At 60.9% G+C, this 16,719-nt stretch carries 15 protein-coding genes; 3 read left to right on the top strand and 12 right to left on the bottom strand.

The features are described 5' to 3' along the window. Positions 1–18: 18 nt before the first annotated feature. From KSS91_RS20715 to gcl, 9 genes are all read right to left on the bottom strand, one after another. Complete coding sequence (locus KSS91_RS20715; protein WP_217835969.1) at positions 19–1,224, bottom strand: MFS transporter; 1,206 nt, start codon at positions 1,222–1,224, stop codon at positions 19–21. A 245-nt stretch (positions 1,225–1,469) separates the two neighbouring features. Further along, positions 1,470–2,465: a sulfate ABC transporter substrate-binding protein gene (locus KSS91_RS20710; protein ID WP_217835968.1), complete on the bottom strand. Its 996-nt coding sequence runs from the start codon at positions 2,463–2,465 to the stop codon at positions 1,470–1,472. 180 nt (positions 2,466–2,645) lie between these two features. Beyond that, positions 2,646–3,470, bottom strand: coding sequence for an ion transporter (locus tag KSS91_RS20705; protein ID WP_217835967.1), 825 nt, complete (start codon positions 3,468–3,470; stop codon positions 2,646–2,648). 21 nt (positions 3,471–3,491) lie between these two features. Continuing rightward, positions 3,492–4,406, bottom strand: a complete 915-nt coding sequence (locus KSS91_RS20700; protein WP_217835966.1) for an urea transporter — start codon at positions 4,404–4,406, stop codon at positions 3,492–3,494. 146 nt (positions 4,407–4,552) lie between these two features. Beyond that, positions 4,553–5,968 carry a pyruvate kinase gene (pyk, locus tag KSS91_RS20695; protein ID WP_217835965.1) on the bottom strand — a complete coding sequence of 472 codons (1,416 nt, stop codon included), beginning with the start codon at positions 5,966–5,968 and terminating at the stop codon, positions 4,553–4,555. Next, on the bottom strand, positions 5,958–7,238 hold the full coding sequence (locus KSS91_RS20690) for a glycerate kinase type-2 family protein (protein ID WP_007971416.1): 1,281 nt from the start codon (positions 7,236–7,238) through the stop codon (positions 5,958–5,960). The genes pyk and KSS91_RS20690 overlap by 11 nt, the downstream gene beginning before the upstream one ends. Before the next feature lie 204 nt (positions 7,239–7,442). Then, a complete protein-coding gene (locus KSS91_RS20685) occupies positions 7,443–8,336 on the bottom strand; it encodes a 2-hydroxy-3-oxopropionate reductase (protein ID WP_095963879.1) in 894 nt (297 codons plus the stop codon). 192 nt (positions 8,337–8,528) lie between these two features. Further along, on the bottom strand, positions 8,529–9,311 hold the full coding sequence (hyi, locus tag KSS91_RS20680) for a hydroxypyruvate isomerase (protein ID WP_217835964.1): 783 nt from the start codon (positions 9,309–9,311) through the stop codon (positions 8,529–8,531). A gap of 137 nt (positions 9,312–9,448) precedes the next feature. Next, complete coding sequence (gene gcl / locus KSS91_RS20675; RefSeq protein ID WP_015096202.1) at positions 9,449–11,224, bottom strand: glyoxylate carboligase; 1,776 nt, start codon at positions 11,222–11,224, stop codon at positions 9,449–9,451. 268 nt (positions 11,225–11,492) lie between these two features. On the opposite strand from gcl, the gene KSS91_RS20670 reads away from it, so the two are divergent. Together KSS91_RS20670 and KSS91_RS20665 are read left to right on the top strand one after the other, a co-directional pair. After that, positions 11,493–11,933: a GlcG/HbpS family heme-binding protein gene (locus KSS91_RS20670; RefSeq protein WP_015096201.1), complete on the top strand. Its 441-nt coding sequence runs from the start codon at positions 11,493–11,495 to the stop codon at positions 11,931–11,933. A 213-nt stretch (positions 11,934–12,146) separates the two neighbouring features. After that, complete coding sequence (locus KSS91_RS20665) at positions 12,147–12,605, top strand: REP-associated tyrosine transposase (RefSeq protein WP_217835963.1); 459 nt, start codon at positions 12,147–12,149, stop codon at positions 12,603–12,605. A 110-nt stretch (positions 12,606–12,715) separates the two neighbouring features. On the opposite strand, the gene KSS91_RS20660 is transcribed toward KSS91_RS20665, so the two are convergent. Next, the gene (locus KSS91_RS20660; RefSeq protein WP_217835962.1) at positions 12,716–13,324 is read right to left on the bottom strand and encodes a TetR/AcrR family transcriptional regulator; all 609 of its coding nucleotides are present in this window, start codon (positions 13,322–13,324) and stop codon (positions 12,716–12,718) included. A gap of 134 nt (positions 13,325–13,458) precedes the next feature. Here KSS91_RS20660 and KSS91_RS20655 point away from each other — a divergent pair, with 134 nt between their 5' ends. Beyond that, positions 13,459–14,373: a DUF808 domain-containing protein gene (locus KSS91_RS20655; protein ID WP_217835961.1), complete on the top strand. Its 915-nt coding sequence runs from the start codon at positions 13,459–13,461 to the stop codon at positions 14,371–14,373. 141 nt (positions 14,374–14,514) lie between these two features. Here KSS91_RS20655 and KSS91_RS20650 read toward each other — a convergent pair whose 3' ends face one another. Together KSS91_RS20650 and KSS91_RS20645 are read right to left on the bottom strand one after the other, a co-directional pair. Next, positions 14,515–15,303 carry an MlaA family lipoprotein gene (locus KSS91_RS20650; protein WP_095963885.1) on the bottom strand — a complete coding sequence of 263 codons (789 nt, stop codon included), beginning with the start codon at positions 15,301–15,303 and terminating at the stop codon, positions 14,515–14,517. Continuing rightward, the gene (locus tag KSS91_RS20645; RefSeq protein ID WP_217835960.1) at positions 15,296–16,594 is read right to left on the bottom strand and encodes a serine/threonine protein kinase; all 1,299 of its coding nucleotides are present in this window, start codon (positions 16,592–16,594) and stop codon (positions 15,296–15,298) included. Before KSS91_RS20645 ends, KSS91_RS20650 begins: the two co-directional genes overlap by 8 nt. Positions 16,595–16,719: the final 125 nt, after the last annotated feature.

Below are 16,719 nucleotides of genomic sequence, written 5' to 3'. Positions count from 1 at the left end.
TGTCGCAAGTCAACGGTTTCAAGCCGTCGCCAACGATGCCTTTGGCGAAACACTCAGGAACCGCAACAACGCCAGCAGCGGAAATGCACTGCCGACGATCACGATCCACAACCAGCCGCCCTGTTCGTACACTGCGCTGGCCACCGAAGAACCGAAGGCGCCGCCGATGAAGATGCTGGTCATGTACAGCGCATTCAGGCGGCTGCGGCTTTTGCCGTCGAGGGCGTACACCGCACGCTGGCCGAGGACCATGTTCATCTGCACGCAGAAGTCCAGCACCACGCCGGTCACGGCCAGGCCGATGACGCTGTAGGCCGGATGGATGAACGCCGGCATAAAACTCAGGCTGGCGAACAGCAGGGCCAGCAACGACGCGATGCGGGTGTGCCCGGCATCGGCCAGGCGTCCGGCGATCGGGGCGGCGATGGCGCCGATGGCCCCGACCAGGGCGAAAATCGCGATTTCGCTTTGCGACAAACCGTGATTGCGCGCCAACTCCAGCGGTACGGCGGTCCAGAACAGGCTGAAAGTGGCAAACATGCAGCCCTGGTAAAACGCCCGCTGACGCAGCACCGGTTGCTTGCGCAGCAGCGTCCACAGCGAGCCCAGTAACTGGCCATAGGAGGCGCTGTGATCAGGCTCACGCTTGGGAATGGTCACGGCCAGCACGATGCTGATGGCCGCCATCAACACGGCGGCAATTACAAACATCGCGCGCCAGCCGAAGTGGTCGGCCACCACGCTGGACACCGGCCGGGCCAGTAGAATGCCGAGCAGCAAACCGCCCATGATCCCGCCCACCACACGGCCACGGGTTTCCTCCGGCGCCAGGTGTGCGGCCAGTGGAATCAGGATCTGCACCGAAACCGAGCTGAACCCCACCAACAGCGAAATCAGCAAGAACACGTTCGGCTGATCGGTGAACGCCGCACCCAGCAGGCTGGCAATCGCCACCAGGGTGGTGATGATCATCAACCGGCGGTTCTCCAGCAGATCCCCTAGCGGCACCAGGAAAAACAGCCCCAGTGCATAGCCGATCTGGGTCAGGGAAACGATCAGGCTGGCCATGGTGTTGCTCAGGCCGATGTCCGGGGCGATCAGGCCGATGATCGGCTGGGCGTAGTAGATGTTGGCGACAATGGCGCCGCAGCAGAAAGCGAACAGCAGCACCATGCCTCGGGTCATTGTCGCGGTGCCGCGGGGCGCCTGGGTCGCTGGGTTCATAACGGGGCTCGCTGTACGGAAAGGAATGCGCGCAGGCTAACGGGCTGACTGAAACGGCGGAAGCGGGATCGGAGTGATAGCTATCATTCCATTGCGGAATGACTGGCGGACGCGTGTGTCGTCCGCCGAATGGCCTTGCCTGTAGGAGCGAGCCTGCTCGCGATGGAGTCACGGTCAACGCGTTTATTCAGAAAAAACGCATTATCGTTGACGTCCATCACGAACAAGCTCGCTCCTACAGGTGTTTATTGCGCATAAATCTGGTCGAAAACCCCGCCATCGTTAAAGTGGGTCTTCTGCACGGTACGCCAGTCACCGAATGTCTTCTCGACGGACAGGAAGTCCACTTTCGGGAATCGGTCGGTGTACTTGGCCAGCACGGCCGGGTCACGCGGACGCAGGTAATTGGCGGCAGCGATCTCCTGGCCTTGCGGCGACCACAGGTACTTCAGGTATTCCTCGGCGGCGGCGCGGGTGCCTTTCTTGTCGACGGTTTTGTCGACCACCGACACCGGTGGCTCGGCTTCGGCGGAAACGCTTGGGTAGATGACTTCGAACTGATCACGGCCGAACTCGCGGGCGATCATTTCCGCTTCGTTCTCGAAGGTCACCAGCACGTCGCCGATCTGGTTGGTCATGAAGGTGGTGGTGGCGGCGCGGCCACCGGTATCGAGTACCGGCGCTTGCTTGAACAGCTTGCCGACGAAGTCTTTGGCCTTGTTCTCGTCACCGCCGTTTTTCAGCACGTAACCCCAGGCCGACAGGTAGGTGTAGCGACCGTTCCCCGAAGTCTTCGGGTTCGGCACGATGACTTGCACGCCATCCTTGAGCAGGTCCGGCCAGTCTTTCAGGGCTTTCGGGTTGCCCTTGCGCACGATGAACACGGTGGCCGAGGTGAACGGCGCGCTGTTGTTCGGCAGGCGCGTGACCCAGTTCTCCGGAACCAGTTTGCCGTTGTCCGCCAGGGCATTGATGTCGGTGGCCATGTTCATGGTGATGACATCCGCCGGCAGACCGTCGATCACCGAGCGTGCCTGTTTGCTGGAGCCGCCAAAGGACATCTGCAGGGTGATGTTTTCGTTGTGCTCGGCTTGCCAGTGTTTCTGGAACGCAGTGTTGTAGTCCTTGTAGAAATCGCGCATCACGTCGTAGGAAACGTTGAGCAGCGTCGGTGCAGCCTGGGCGATGTTGCCCAGGGCCAGGCCAGCGGCGAGAAGTGAGGCGCCAAAGAGTTTTTTCACTGCGAATTCCTTGTTCTATGTAGGAGCTGCCGAAGGCTGCGATCTTTTTATCTTGCTTCTAAAAAACGAAAAATCAAAAGATCGCAGCCTGCGGCAGCTCCTACAGGTTATTTGTTGGTTTCAGAGCACGCGACTATAGCCGGGCTCGTTTAGTCCTTTAAAGATTAAAAAGCTCTTTGCTTATTCCAGTTTTTTGAACAGTGCGCTGCCGCAACGGGAGCAGAATGCAGCACCCTGTTCGTGGCTGTTTTTCTTGCACACCGGGCAGTCGTGTTGAAGTTGATCGCCGCGCATGGCGTTGGCCAGTTCAGCGGTGAAAATCCCGGTTGGCACCGCGATGATCGAGTAACCGGTGATCATCACCAGCGACGAAACAACCTGGCCCAGCGGCGTCTTCGGCACGATGTCGCCGAAGCCCACGGTGGTCAGTGTCACGATAGCCCAATAGATGCCTTTGGGAATGCTGGTGAAGCCATGTTCCGGGCCTTCGATCACATACATCAGCGTGCCGAATACCGTCACCAGCGTGCAGACGCTGACCAGGAACACCACGATTTTCTGCTTGCTGCCGCGCAGCGCCGACATCAGGTAGTTGGCTTGCTTGAGATATGGGCTGAGCTTGAGCACGCGGAAGATCCGCAGCATGCGGATGATCCGGATAATCAGCAGATACTGCGCATCGGCGTAATACAGCGCGAGGATGCCGGGCACAATGGCCAGCAGGTCCACCAGTCCGTAAAAGCTGAAGGCGTAGCGCAGCGGTTTGGGCGAGCAGTACAGGCGCAGGATGTATTCGCCGAGGAAGATCACCGTGAAGCCCCACTCGATATAGGCGAGTACATCGGCGTAGTTACGGTGAATGCTGTCGATGCTGTCGAGCATCACGATCACCAGGCTGGCGAGGATGATCAACAGCAGGATGCCGTCGAAGCGCCGACCCGCCTGGGTGTCGGTCTGGAAAATCATGACGTAAAGGTCTTCACGCCAGTGTTTGTTGCTGTCCATGGATAACGCCTGACTCGATGATCAGCGCAGCCTAGGTTGATTCTCCCCGTTAGCGCAAGGCGCGCTTTCGACCCGGGCTTTGCCGAGCATCTGAATAGCCGTGCGGATCAGCCAGCAGCCAAGAATGAACGGCGCGGTCAGCGTGGGCAGACCAATGGCGGCAAACACCGGCGTCAGCAACAGCGCCAGGCCGATGCCAACCAGCGGCAGCCACGGTTGGCGACGCTGCGAGCTGAAGGCGAGGGCGGCGAGTACGGCGTTGTAGCCGCCGAGGCCGAGCAGTGCGGTGTAGAAATCGTGCTGCAGCAGGCTCCAGCCCATGCCCGCGGCAGATGCCAATAATGCCCAGCAGAAGGCGCGGCGATCAGCGATCAGCAAACCGGCGGCAATCATCGCACCGGCCAGCGGATGACCGAGGAACATCACCTGACCGATGCCTTTGAAAGGGGCAGCGAGCATGTTCAGGGTGCTGACCTCGATCAAGTGCGCCTCTGTCGAGGGAGTGGCGAAGCACAGCAGCACCCAGCTCAGCAGCACGAATGGTGTGGTGTAGGCGGGGAGGTATTGGCTGAGCCGGACGCGCTTGAGCCACTGCTGGGTGAGCATCGCGCTCAGGCCGCCGGCGGCCAGAATCAGCGGCGGCATCATCGCCGACCAGGGGAAGTACAGGCTCAGCAACAGACCGAGCAGAACGCCGTTGTAGCTGAACAACCCGGCCTGACGGTCAGCCTTGGCGTAGTTGCGACGTTGTGCGGTGAACAACCCGGCGACACCGCCGAGTAAGGCGCCGCCCAGCAAGGCGGGCGCAGTGAACAAAATGGCCAACAGACACAGCAGGCCGCACAGCGGATTACGCTGGAGAAAGATCTGGCTGAAGCCGTTGAGCAAGGCCTCGGCCCAGTCGGGGCAGTGGGTGTTGAAGTGATTGGCAGGCATGGCAGTTCTGAAAGTCAATGAAACCGAGTTGCCTGCATCGCGAGCAAGCTCGCTCCCACATTGAGTCTTTGCTCAGTCATTGTATTTGTGCCGTACACAAATCAATTGTGGGAGCGAGCTTGCTCGCGATGAGGCCGGTATGGGCGCTAGATCAATGTCTCGATACGCAGAGAGTTAGTCGATCCCGGCTGCCCAAAGGGCACACCGGCGGTGATCAATAAGGTGTCGCCACGCTGCGCCATGCCTTGGGCCTGGGCGATCTCCAGCGCTGTGGAGCAGACTTCATCGACCTGGCGCAGGCGATCGTTGACCACCGAGTGCACGCCCCACGCCACGCTCAGGCGACGGGCGGTCTGCAGGTTCGGCGTCAGGTTGAGGATCGGCACGGTCGGCCGCTCCCGCGCCGCACGCAGGCTCGACGCGCCGGATTCGCTGTAATTGACCAGCACCGCCACCGGCAGCACGTTGCTGATACGGCGAATGGCGCAGCTGATCGCGTCGGAAACGGTGGCTTCGGCTTTCGGTCGGCTGACGTCGAGTTGAGTCTGGTAGTCCGGACCGTTTTCCACCTGGCGGATGATCTTGCTCATCATCTGCACGGCTTCGAGCGGGTATTCGCCGGATGCGGTTTCCGCCGACAGCATCACCGCGTCCGCACCTTCGGCCACGGCGTTGGCGACGTCTGTGACTTCGGCGCGGGTGGGCGCCGGCGAGAAGCGCATCGACTCCAGCATCTGCGTGGCCACCACCACCGGTTTGCCGAGCTGGCGGCAGGTGCTGATGATGTTCTTCTGGATCTGCGGCACGCTTTCGGCCGGCACTTCCACACCCAGGTCACCGCGGGCGACCATGATCGCATCGCTCAATTCGGCGATCTCGCGCAGTTGTTCGACAGCCGAGGGCTTCTCGATCTTGGCCATCAGGAAGGCCTTGTCGCCGATCAGGCTGCGGGCTTCGCGGATGTCGTCGGGACGCTGCACGAACGACAGCGCCACCCAGTCCACGCCCAGCTCCAGACCGAAGGTCAAGTCGCGGCGATCCTTGGCGGTCAGCGGGCTCAGGTCGAGCACCGCTTGCGGTACGTTCACGCCTTTGCGGTCCGACAGTTCGCCGCCATTGAGCACGGTGGTGTCGATGGCGTCGGCGTATTTGGTCACGACCCGCAGGCGCAATTTGCCGTCATCCAGCAGCAGGTCCATGCCCGGCTCCAGCGCAGCGATGATTTCCGGGTGGGGCAGGTTGACCCGGCGCTCATCGCCCGGCGTGGCGTCGAGGTCCAGGCGCAAGGCCTGGCCACGTACCAGTTGCACCTTACCTTCGGCGAACTTGCCGACCCGCAGTTTCGGGCCTTGCAGGTCCATCAGGATGCCCAATGGATAATTCAGTTGGCGCTCGACTTCACGAATCCACTGGAAACGCTGGGCGTGGTCGGCGTGATCGCCATGGCTGAAGTTCAGGCGGAAGATGTTGACCCCGGCCAGCACCAGCTCACGGATGTCGTCGATACCATTGATGGCGGGGCCGAGCGTGGCGAGGATTTTGACCTTTTTGTCAGGCGTCATGTTTAGTGCTCTCAAGGATCAGAATGGCGCGGAAGTCGTTGACGTTGGTTCGGGTCGGCTCGGTGACGATCAGGGCGTCGAGTGCCTCGAAGTAGCCGTAGCCGTTGTTGTTGTCCAACTCGTCGCTGGCGCTCAGGCCCTTTGCGGCGGCGCGGGCGTAGCTGTCCGGGGTCATGATCGCGCCGGCGTTGTCTTCCGAGCCGTCGATGCCGTCGGTGTCACCGGCCAGTGCGTAGACGCCGGGCAGGCCTTTGAGGCTGTCGGTCAGGCTCAGCAGGAACTCGGCGTTGCGCCCGCCACGGCCATTGCCGCGCACGGTGACGGTGGTTTCACCGCCCGAGAGAATCACGCAGGGCGCCGCCAGCGGCTGCCCGTGCAGGACGATCTGTCGCGCGATGCCGGCGTGGACCTTCGCCACCTCGCGGGATTCGCCTTCGAGGTCGCCGAGGATCAGCGGGCTGAACCCGGCCTGACGGCATTTCACTGCCGCCGCTTCCAGGGATTGCTGCGGACGGGCGATCAATTGGAAGTGACTGCGCGCCAGGCTCGGGTCGCCGGGTTTGACGGTTTCCGACTCGGGGCTTTGCAGCCAGGTGCGCACCGACGCCGGAACCTCGATGGCATAACGCTTGAGGATCGCCAGGGCTTCGGCCGAGGTGCTCGGGTCGGCCACGGTAGGGCCAGAGGCGATGACCGTGGCGAGATCGCCCGGTACATCGGAAATCGCATAGGTGTAGACAGTGGCCGGCCAGCAGGCTTTGCCCAGGCGGCCGCCCTTGATCGCCGAGAGGTGCTTGCGCACGCAGTTCATCTCGCCGATGGTCGCGCCGGACTTGAGCAGGGCTTTGTTGATCGACTGCTTGTCGGCCAGGGTGATGCCTTCGGCCGGCAGTGCCAGCAGGGCAGAGCCACCACCGGAGAGCAGGAAGATCACGCGGTCGGATTCGTTGAGGTCGCTGACCAGTTCCAGCACACGCTTGGCCACGGCCAGGCCGGCGGCGTCCGGTACCGGGTGCGCGGCTTCGACCACTTCGATTTTTTCGCAAGGTGCGCCGTGGCCGTAACGGGTCACCACCAGGCCTGACACTTCACCCTGCCAGCAGCGCTCGACCACCTGGGCCATGGCGGCTGCGGCTTTGCCGGCGCCGATGACAATGACGCGACCGCTGCGGTCGGCAGGCAGATGGGCTTCGAGGACTTGTTGCGGATGCGCCGCGTCGATGGCTGTGGCAAACAGCTCGCGCAGCAATTGTTGCGGATCGACCGACATGGCGGGCTCCCGGAATTCTTGTTATTTGAAGGGCAACTCGGTCCAGTGTGGGAGCGAGCCCTGTGGCGAGGGGGCTTGCCCCCGTTTGAGTGCGTAGCACTCACAAGATCTTCGGTTCATCAGAGATTTTGGGGCTGCTTCGCAGCCCAACGGGGGCAAGCCCCCTCGCCACAGGCCCGCTCCCACATGGGGATGGGGCAGGACTTACTTCTTGTCGCGAATCGAGAAGTTCGCCATGTGTTCCAGACCCTTGATCAGCGCCGAGTGATCCCAGTTGCTGCCACCGATGGCTGCGCAGGTGCTGAACACTTGCTGGGTGTTGGCGGTGTTCGGCAGGTTGATGTTCAGCTCCTTGGCGCCTTGCAGGGCCAGGTTCAGGTCCTTCTGGTGCAGGCTGATGCGGAAGCCAGGGTCGAAGGTGCCCTTGATCATGCGCTCGCCGTGCACTTCGAGGATCTTCGAGGAGGCGAAACCGCCCATCAGTGCTTCACGTACCTTGGCCGGATCGGCACCGTTTTTCGAAGCGAACAGCAGGGCTTCGGCCACGGCCTGGATGTTCAGCGCCACGATGATCTGGTTGGCCACCTTGGCGGTTTGACCGTCGCCGTTGCCACCGACCAGGGTGATGTTCTTGCCCATGGCCTGGAACAGCGGCAAGGCGCGTTCGAAGGCGTCGGCATCGCCGCCGACCATGATGCTCAGGGTCGCCGCCTTGGCGCCGACTTCACCGCCGGAGACCGGAGCGTCGAGGTATTGCGCACCTTTTTCGTTGATCTTCGCGGCGAAAGCCTTGGTGGCGGTCGGCGAGATCGAGCTCATGTCGATCACCACTTTGCCTTTGCCCACGCCAGCAGCGATACCGTCGGCACGGAACAGCACGTCGTCGACCTGCGGGGTATCCGGCACCATGACGATGATGAATTCAGCTTCCTGGGCGACTTCTTTCGGGTTCGCCAGAGCAACGGCGCCAGCGGCGACCAGGTCGGCAGGGGCGGCGTCGTGATGCGCCGACAGGAACAGGCTGTGACCGGCTTTCTGCAGGTTCAACGCCATTGGGTGGCCCATGATGCCGGTGCCGATAAATCCGATTTTAGCCATGAGAAAATCCTCTTGTTTTTGTGTTGCTCCCGGTTTTGGGCCGATGAGCTCTTTGTGGCGAGGGGGCTTGCCCCCGTTGGGTCGCGAAGCGGCCCCAATTGTTTTCGTCAGTTGAGGCGCGGGTGCAGCGCTACGACTGCTTCGCAGCCGAACGGGGGCAAGCCCCCTCGCCACAAGGGCACAACTTCAATCTCAGATTGCGTTATGGGTTTTGAGCCAGCCCAGGCCTGCTTCGGTGGTGGTCAGCGGCTTGTATTCGCAACCGACCCAGCCCTGATACCCGATGCGGTCCAGGTGTTCGAACAGGAAGCGGTAGTTGATTTCACCGGTGCCTGGTTCGTTGCGCCCCGGGTTGTCCGCGAGCTGCACGTGGTTGATCTCGCCCAGGTGCGATTGCAGGGTGCGGGCCAGGTCGCCTTCCATGATTTGCATGTGGTAGATGTCGTATTGCAGGAACAGGTTGGCGCTGCCGACCTGCTCGCGAATCGACAGGGCTTGCGCCGTGTTGTTCAGGTAGAAGCCTGGAATGTCACGGGTGTTGATCGCTTCCATCACCAGCTTGATGCCCGCCGCTTGCAGCTTGTCGGCCGCGTACTTGAGGTTGGCGATGAAGGTTTTCTCCACGGTGGCATCGTCAAAGCCCTGCGGCCGGATACCGGCCAGGCAGTTGACCTGGGTGTTGCCCAGCACTTGCGCGTAGGCGATGGCCAGATCGACACCGGCACGGAACTCCTCAACCCGGTCCGGCAGGCACGCGATACCGCGCTCGCCCTTGGCCCAGTCACCGGCCGGCAGGTTGAACAGCACTTGGGTCAGACCGTTGGCGTCGAGCTTGGCCTTGATTTCGGCGGAGCTGAAGTCGTACGGGAACAGGTACTCGACACCACTGAAGCCGGCTTTGGCGGCCGCTTCGAAACGGGCAAGAAAGTCCTGTTCGGTGAACAGCATGGACAGGTTGGCTGCGAAACGCGGCATGGTGGTCTCCCGTATATGTATGAGGTCCCTTGTGGGAGCGGGCTTGCTCGCGAAGGCGCAGTGTCAGTCGACATCAATGGTGAATGTCAGACCGCCTTCGCGAGCAAGCCCGCTCCCACAGGGAGAGCGGTCAGCAGTTAGTCCAGCAGCGAAATCGCGGTTGGTGCGTCGTTGCCGACCAGCGCCAGGTCTTCGAATTCGTTGACGGCGTTGATCTCGGTGCCCATGGAAATGTTGGTCACGCGCTCCAGGATGATCTCGACGATCACCGGCACCTTGAACTCTTCGATCAGTTCCTGAGCCTTGCGCAGGGCAGGCTGGATCTGAGCCGGTTCGAACACACGCAGCGCCTTGCAACCCAGGCCTTCGGCCACTGCAACGTGGTCGACACCGTAGCCGTTGAGTTCCGGCGCATTGAGGTTGTCGAAGGACAGCTGTACGCAGTAGTCCATGTCGAAACCGCGCTGCGCCTGGCGAATCAGGCCCAGGTACGAGTTGTTCACCACGACATGGATGTACGGCAGCTTGAACTGCGCGCCCACCGCCAACTCCTCGATCATGAACTGGAAGTCATAGTCCCCCGACAGGGCCACGACTTTACGGTTCGGATCAGCCTTGACCACGCCCAGCGCTGCCGGAATGGTCCAGCCCAGAGGGCCTGCCTGACCGCAGTTGATCCAGTGACGCGGCTTGTAGACGTGCAGGAATTGCGCGCCGGCAATCTGCGACAGACCGATGGTGCTGACGTAGCAGGTGTCCTTGCCGAACACCTGGTTCATCTCTTCGTAAACGCGTTGCGGCTTGACCGGCACGTTGTCGAAGTGAGTCTTGCGCTGCAGGCTGGCTTTACGCTGCTGGCAGTCTTGCAGCCAAGCGCTGCGGTTTTTCAGCTTGCCGGCGGCTTGCCATTCGCGAGCGACTTCGATGAACACGGTCAGCGCGGCAGCGGCGTCGGACACGATGCCCAGGTCCGGGGTGAACACGCGGCCGATCTGAGTGCCTTCGATGTCGACATGGATGAACTTGCGGCCTTCGGTGTAGACGTCAACCGAACCGGTGTGACGGTTGGCCCAACGGTTACCGATGCCCAGTACCACGTCCGACTTGAGCATGGTCGCGTTGCCGTAGCGGTGCGAGGTCTGCAAGCCAACCATGCCCACCATCAGTGGGTGATCGTCCGGGATGGTGCCCCAGCCCATCAGGGTCGGGATCACCGGAATACCGGTCAGCTCGGCGAACTCCACCAGCAGGTCGCTGGCGTCGGCGTTGATGATGCCGCCACCGGCCACCAGCAATGGACGCTCGGCCTGATCCAGCAAGGCCAAGGCCTTCTCGACCTGAACCCGGCTAGCGGTCGGCTTGGCCAGTGGCAGTGGCTGGTAAGCGTCGATGTCGAATTCGATTTCCGCCATTTGAACGTCGAACGGCAGGTCGATCAGCACCGGGCCTGGACGGCCGGAGCGCATTTCATAGAAGGCTTTCTGGAACGCGTAAGGCACCTGGCCCGGTTCCAGAACAGTGGTCGCCCACTTGGTGACTGGCTTGACGATGCTGGTGATGTCGACAGCCTGGAAGTCTTCCTTGTGCATACGGGCGCGGGGTGCTTGCCCTGTGATGCAGAGGATTGGAATCGAGTCGGCCGAGGCGCTGTAGAGCCCGGTGACCATGTCGGTGCCGGCAGGGCCGGAAGTACCGATGCACACGCCGATGTTGCCGGCCTTGGTGCGGGTGTAGCCCTCGGCCATGTGCGAGGCGCCTTCAACGTGGCGAGCGAGTACGTGATCGATGCCGCCGACCTTTTGCAGGGCGGAGTACAGCGGGTTGATGGCGGCACCCGGGATGCCAAAAGCGGTATCGACCCCTTCACGGCGCATCACCAGAACGGCGGCTTCGATTGCTCTCATTTTGCTCATGGTTTTGTGCCTCTTTACGTTTTGTAATTGTATACAAGTGGCTTTGCGCAGAGTGTATTCACGGCGGACGGCGCAGGTCAATCCATTTTCTCAAGCGCTTGTTTCATTCGTCGGAAGCCCTTTCCACTGTGGCTTTTCGTCGCATGTGGCGCCTTTCGAGAATTATTGTATACAAAAAAATAATTCATTGTGTTCTATTTGTTGCATCGGGCTGCGGCACAAACGCGCAGCCCCACGACTTTCCCTATAACAAAATGAGGACGGCACCATGAGCGCTTTAACCTTGAAAGTCGCAGTCAACCTGGTCAACGAGGCCATCACCGCCGGGCGAGCAATCGCCGCGGCACCCTTGACCATTGCGGTACTGGATGCCGGCGGGCATCTGATCACCTTGCAACGCGAAGACGGCGCCAGCCTGCTGCGCCCGCACGTCGCCATCGGCAAAGCCTGGGGCGCCATCGCCCTGGGCAAGGGCTCACGCCTGCTGGCGCTGGACGCCCAGCAACGCCCGGCGTTTATCGCCGCGTTGAACAGCCTGGGGCAGGGCAGCGTCGTGCCGGCACCGGGTGGTGTGCTGGTGCGGGATCAGGACGGGAACGTGCTGGGGGCGGTGGGGATCAGCGGCGATCTGTCGGATGTTGACGAGCAGTGCGCGATCAATGCCATCGAGGCGTTGGGGTTGGTGGCGGATGCGGGGGTGGCGGCTTGATCTGTAGCGCCTGATCAATCGCCTTCGCGAGCAAGCCCGCTCCCACATTGGATTTTTTGCGTACACAAATTTTGTGAACGTCAGCGATCAAGTGTGGGAGCGGGCTTGCTCGCGAAGGCGATCTCCCAGACACATCCAGCTAAGGGTCTACCCCCATAGTCCCGTAGCGGCTGAACTAGCCTTTCATGGCTTCAACATGAGAGAGGGCAAGGAATGCCTGAGCTGTCAGCATCACACCGCCTGCGCATCGGCCGCTACGCCGAGCAAAATCGCATTTACCTACTGACTGCCAATACCCTGAAGCGGGAACCTGTTTTCAGGGATTACACCCTTGGCAGACAGGTTGTTCACCAATTCAGGCAAGCACAGGATGACGGCTTTGCCGACACACTGGCATGGGTGGTCATGCCGGATCATTTCCATTGGCTGGTTCAATTGCAAAAGGGGACGCTGGCGCAATTGATGTGTCAGGCGAAATCCCTGAGCACTCGTGCAGTCAATTCGGCGCTCGGTAGAACAGGTAGCCTTTGGCAGCAAGGCTTTCATGATCATGCGCTACGAAAAGAGGAAGACCTGGTGAAGCTGGCTCGATATGTCGTGGCTAACCCATTGCGGGCAGGGCTGGTCGGGAAGCTGGGTGACTATCCGTTGTGGGATGCGATCTGGGTTTGATCTAAAACCGGGTTGCCGCCATTCGCGAGCAAGCCCGCTCCCACATTGGATCTATGGTGTTGCAAATCCCCCTGTGGGAGCGGGCCTGCTCGCGAAGGTCGCGACTCGGTCTACCGCTCCGGCTCACACCCCTTGAGCACCAACCGGATAATCGTCTGCGCCGCGGCTTCGTAATCTTCTTCATCCAGCTTGGCCTTGCCGGTGATGGCGGTGATCTGCCAGTCGAAGTCGGCGTAGGTCTGGGTAGCGGCCCAGATGCTGAACATCAGGTGGTTGGGGTCGATGGGGGCGATTTGTCCGCGGTCGATCCAGGTCTGGATGCACTCGATGTTGTGTTTGGCCTGGCCATTGAGTTGTTCGACCAGGTCGCTGCTCAGGTGGGGCGCGCCGTGCATGATTTCGCTGGCGAACACCTTGGAGGCGAAAGGCAGGTCGCGGGAGATGCGGATTTTCGAGCGAATGTAGCCGCTGAGCACTTCACCGGGTTCGCCGTCCGGATTGAACGGTGTCGAAGCCTGCAGGATCGGTTCGATGATGCTTTCCAGGACCTCGCGGTAGAGGTTTTCCTTGGATTTGAAGTAGTAGTAGACGTTGGGCTTGGGCAATCCCGCCTTGGCTGCGATGTCGCTGGTTTTGGTCGCAGCGAAGCCTTTGTCGGCGAACTCCTCACTGGCGGCACGCAGGATCAATTGTTTGTTGCGCTCGCGGATAGTGCTCATAAACCCGGTGATTCCTTGCCTGTTCTGGCGGTTGCGCATGGTATCACCGGCCTCGCGCGGCGCTCAAGAATGCACCGTAGGCTCTTATGTCGCGCTATGCTGCTGCGCATTCATTGCAGAAGGAAACCCGATTCATGGCAGGAAGCAGTTTGCTGTTGCTGATCGACGATATCGCGGCCGTGCTGGACGACGTGTCGGTAATGACCCAAATGGCCGCCAAGAAAACGGCCGGCGTACTCGGTGACGACCTGGCACTCAATGCCCAGCAAGTCAGTGGTGTGCGGGCCGAGCGGGAAATCCCGGTGGTCTGGGCGGTCGCCAAGGGTTCGTTCATCAATAAATTGATCCTGGTGCCGTCGGCATTGGCGATCAGTGCGTTCATTCCGTGGCTGGTCACGCCGTTGTTGATGGTCGGCGGCGCTTATCTGTGCTTCGAAGGCTTTGAAAAGCTCGCCCACAAGTTCCTGCACAGCAAGGCTGAAGACGCCGCCGAGCATGCGCAACTGGTCGAGGCGGTGGCCGATCCTGCCATTGACCTGGTGGCGTTCGAGAAGGACAAGATCAAAGGCGCGATCCGCACCGACTTCATTCTTTCGGCGGAGATCATCGCCATCACCCTCGGCACCGTGGCCGGTGCTCCGTTGACCCAGCAGATCATCGTGCTTTCGGGCATTGCCATTGTCATGACGGTCGGCGTGTACGGATTGGTGGCGGGTATCGTCAAGCTCGACGACCTTGGCCTGTGGTTGACCCAAAAACCCGGGCAGATGGCGAAAAGCATCGGCGGCGCGATTCTGCGTGCGGCACCGTACATGATGAAGAGCCTGTCGGTGATCGGTACCGCGGCGATGTTCCTGGTGGGCGGCGGGATTCTCACGCACGGTGTGCCGGTGGTGCATCACTGGATCGAAAGTGTCGGTGCGGCGGCGGGAGGCGGCGGATTTATCGTGCCGGTGTTGCTCAATGGCGTGGCGGGGATTGTGGCGGGTGCGGTGGTGTTGGTTGGCGTGATGGCCGTCAGCAAAATCTGGAAAGCCCTGAAAGGCTGAAGGCAACGCTAAACAAATGTGGGAGCGGGCTTGCTCGCGAAGAGGGCGTGTCAGTCACCAAAAAGGTTGTCTGACACCCCGCTTTCGTCGGAACGCCGCCCGGAGCAAGCCCGCTCCCACAGTGTTTTTCGGCTACCGGGTTTACTCGGCAATCTGCAACTTGCGCGCTTCGGTGTACACGTAACGCACTTTCTCGTACTCGAACGGCGAGTTCATCTGGCCATAACGGAAGCTGGTCTGGTTGCGCTTGTCGATGCCGCGCAGGATCAAGACTTCCGGATGGTTGGAGCTGACCTCGGCCACGTTGAGGAAATTGATCGCATTCTCGGCCGTGTAATCCACCAGCAGGCCGCCTGTATCACGCAGGTTCGACGGACCGAGGACCGGCAGCACGAAGTAAGCGCCGCCCGGCACGCCGTAGAAGCCCAGCGTCTGGCCGAAGTCCTCGCTCTGGCGCGGCAGGCCCATGGCGGTGGCCGGGTCCCACAGGCCGGCGATGCCGATGGTGGTGTTGAGCAGCAGTCGCCCGGTGGTTTCCAGTGAGCGCTGGCCCTTGAGTTGCAGCAGGCTGTTCAACAGGTTCGGCACGTCGCCGAGGTTGTTGAAGAAGTTGCTGACGCCGGTGCGCAGGAAGCTCGGGGTGACGTAGCGGTAACCATTGACCACCGGCAGGAACACCCATTGGTCAAAGCGGTAGTTGAAGTGATAGACGCGACGGTTCCACTCTTCCAGTGGATCGTAGACGGCCAGTGCACCGAGCGTCGAACGCTCGAACTCGCGCTGATCCAGGCCCGGGTTGAATTTGAGTTTGCTCAATGGTTCCTTGAAGCCGTCACTGTCGACGACTACGGGGGCGTTGGCTTTGCTGTTGTCTGCATGGGCGACGCCTGCACAGAGTAACGCTGCGAAAAGCAGGAGAAATTTAGCCACGGAAGAACTCCAGCATGGCGTCGCTGTTGACGCGGTAGTTAATGTTGCCGCAGTGGCCCCCGTACGGGTAAACGGTCAGGCGATCACCGAAGGTCTTGCGCAGGAAGCCCAGGTCGCCTGGACCGAGGATCACGTCGTCGGCGTTGTGCATGACGGCGATTTTCGGGCTTTCGTGCAGATAGTCCTTCAGCGCATACAGGCTGACCTGATCAATCAGTTGCAGCAGGCTGCCGCCATCGGTGCGGGCGCGCCACATAGGGATGACTTGTTCGGTGATGTAGCAGTCGAAGTCGCATTGCAACGCACGCTTGAGGAATGGCGTGAGGCTGGTGCCTTCGGTGATCGGGAACTTGGGCGGGGTGATCAGGCCGCGACGGTTGACCAGGTCCGAAGTGAAGGCGATGTCCGCCGCCGAAAAGCGGAACGAGGTGCCGATTAGCATGGCCATCTGTTCGTTGGTCAGGTGCTGTTTGGACTGCTGGAAGTCGTAGAGCAGGGCATCGTTGAGGTCGATGTAGCCCTTCTGCTGGAAGTAGCGGGTCAGTTTGTTCAGAACCAGTTCATAGAACGTGGTGCTGTTGTTGATGCCCTTGACCTCGGTCTGGACCAGCTTGTCGAGGTTGGTGATCGAGGTGTAGAGGTTGACCGGCGGGTTGAGCAGCAGGACTTTCTTGAAGTTGAAGCTGCGGCGGGTTTCGTCCAAGTGTGCGACGAAGGCGGCATCCAGTGCCCCCAGGCTGTACCCGGTCAGGTAGTAGTCGGTGACCGGTACGTTCGGGTTCTGTGCCCGCACGGCCTGCATCACCCGGTACAGATCTTCGGCATCCTCCTTGGATACGCCCGGCGTGGCGAAGCGCGAGGCGGCGCTCATGAAGTCATAGCTGGTGGGCGATGACAACTGCACCACGTGGTAGCCGGCTTTGTAATAGAGCTTCTTCAGGTATTCGTTCAGGGTACTGTCATAGCGCGCACCGGTGCCGGCGATCAGGAAAATCAGCGGCGCGGCGTGATCCTGCGTGGCAATGCGGTAGTCGAGTTTCTTGACCGCCCAGAAATTGTCCGGCAATTCGAAGGCCCGTTCCGGACGCAAGGTGACGCTGCGCACTGTCTGATCGATGTCATCGTCCAGGGGGAGCTCCGGACGCAGGTCCGGCGGCGTGGTCGCGATGGTCGCCTCGAACGGGTTGGTCAGGGGGTAGCCATAACTGGCGGCGTCAATGTCGACCGCCAGTGCGGACGCACTCAAAATAAGGCCGCCAAACAGGGCGGCGAAGCGCAAGGAACGGAGCATGACTAAATCCCTTAGAAGAAGGTGTCAAATGAATTTCGCAGGCTATGACCACCGGATATGCGCCAAAGTGCCAACCCTCGGCACCAAACAGGCCTGATTTCGAAGTTATAGTAGCTGGACGATAC

The organism is Pseudomonas azerbaijanorientalis, from assembly GCF_019139795.1.
In the GTDB taxonomy this organism is placed as follows: Bacteria; Pseudomonadota; Gammaproteobacteria; order Pseudomonadales; family Pseudomonadaceae; genus Aquipseudomonas; species Aquipseudomonas laurylsulfatiphila.
This window is presented reverse-complemented; position numbering and strand designations above follow the sequence as displayed.

Bases quoted from the DNA above. Each gene is read 5' to 3' on its own strand.
- KSS91_RS20715 (WP_217835969.1), bottom strand. From the start codon at position 1,224: ATGAACCCAGCGACCCAGGCGCCCCGCGGCACCGCGACAATGACCCGA.
- KSS91_RS20705 (WP_217835967.1), bottom strand. From the start codon at position 3,470: ATGGACAGCAACAAACACTGGCGTGAAGACCTTTACGTCATGATTTTC.
- KSS91_RS20700 (WP_217835966.1), bottom strand. From the start codon at position 4,406: ATGCCTGCCAATCACTTCAACACCCACTGCCCCGACTGGGCCGAGGCC.
- pyk (WP_217835965.1), bottom strand. From the start codon at position 5,968: ATGACGCCTGACAAAAAGGTCAAAATCCTCGCCACGCTCGGCCCCGCC.
- KSS91_RS20690 (WP_007971416.1), bottom strand. From the start codon at position 7,238: ATGTCGGTCGATCCGCAACAATTGCTGCGCGAGCTGTTTGCCACAGCC.
- KSS91_RS20685 (WP_095963879.1), bottom strand. From the start codon at position 8,336: ATGGCTAAAATCGGATTTATCGGCACCGGCATCATGGGCCACCCAATG.
- hyi (WP_217835964.1), bottom strand. From the start codon at position 9,311: ATGCCGCGTTTCGCAGCCAACCTGTCCATGCTGTTCACCGAACAGGAC.
- gcl (WP_015096202.1), bottom strand. From the start codon at position 11,224: ATGAGCAAAATGAGAGCAATCGAAGCCGCCGTTCTGGTGATGCGCCGT.
- KSS91_RS20670 (WP_015096201.1), top strand. From the start codon at position 11,493: ATGAGCGCTTTAACCTTGAAAGTCGCAGTCAACCTGGTCAACGAGGCC.
- KSS91_RS20665 (WP_217835963.1), top strand. From the start codon at position 12,147: ATGCCTGAGCTGTCAGCATCACACCGCCTGCGCATCGGCCGCTACGCC.
- KSS91_RS20660 (WP_217835962.1), bottom strand. From the start codon at position 13,324: ATGAGCACTATCCGCGAGCGCAACAAACAATTGATCCTGCGTGCCGCC.
- KSS91_RS20655 (WP_217835961.1), top strand. From the start codon at position 13,459: ATGGCAGGAAGCAGTTTGCTGTTGCTGATCGACGATATCGCGGCCGTG.
- KSS91_RS20645 (WP_217835960.1), bottom strand. From the start codon at position 16,594: ATGCTCCGTTCCTTGCGCTTCGCCGCCCTGTTTGGCGGCCTTATTTTG.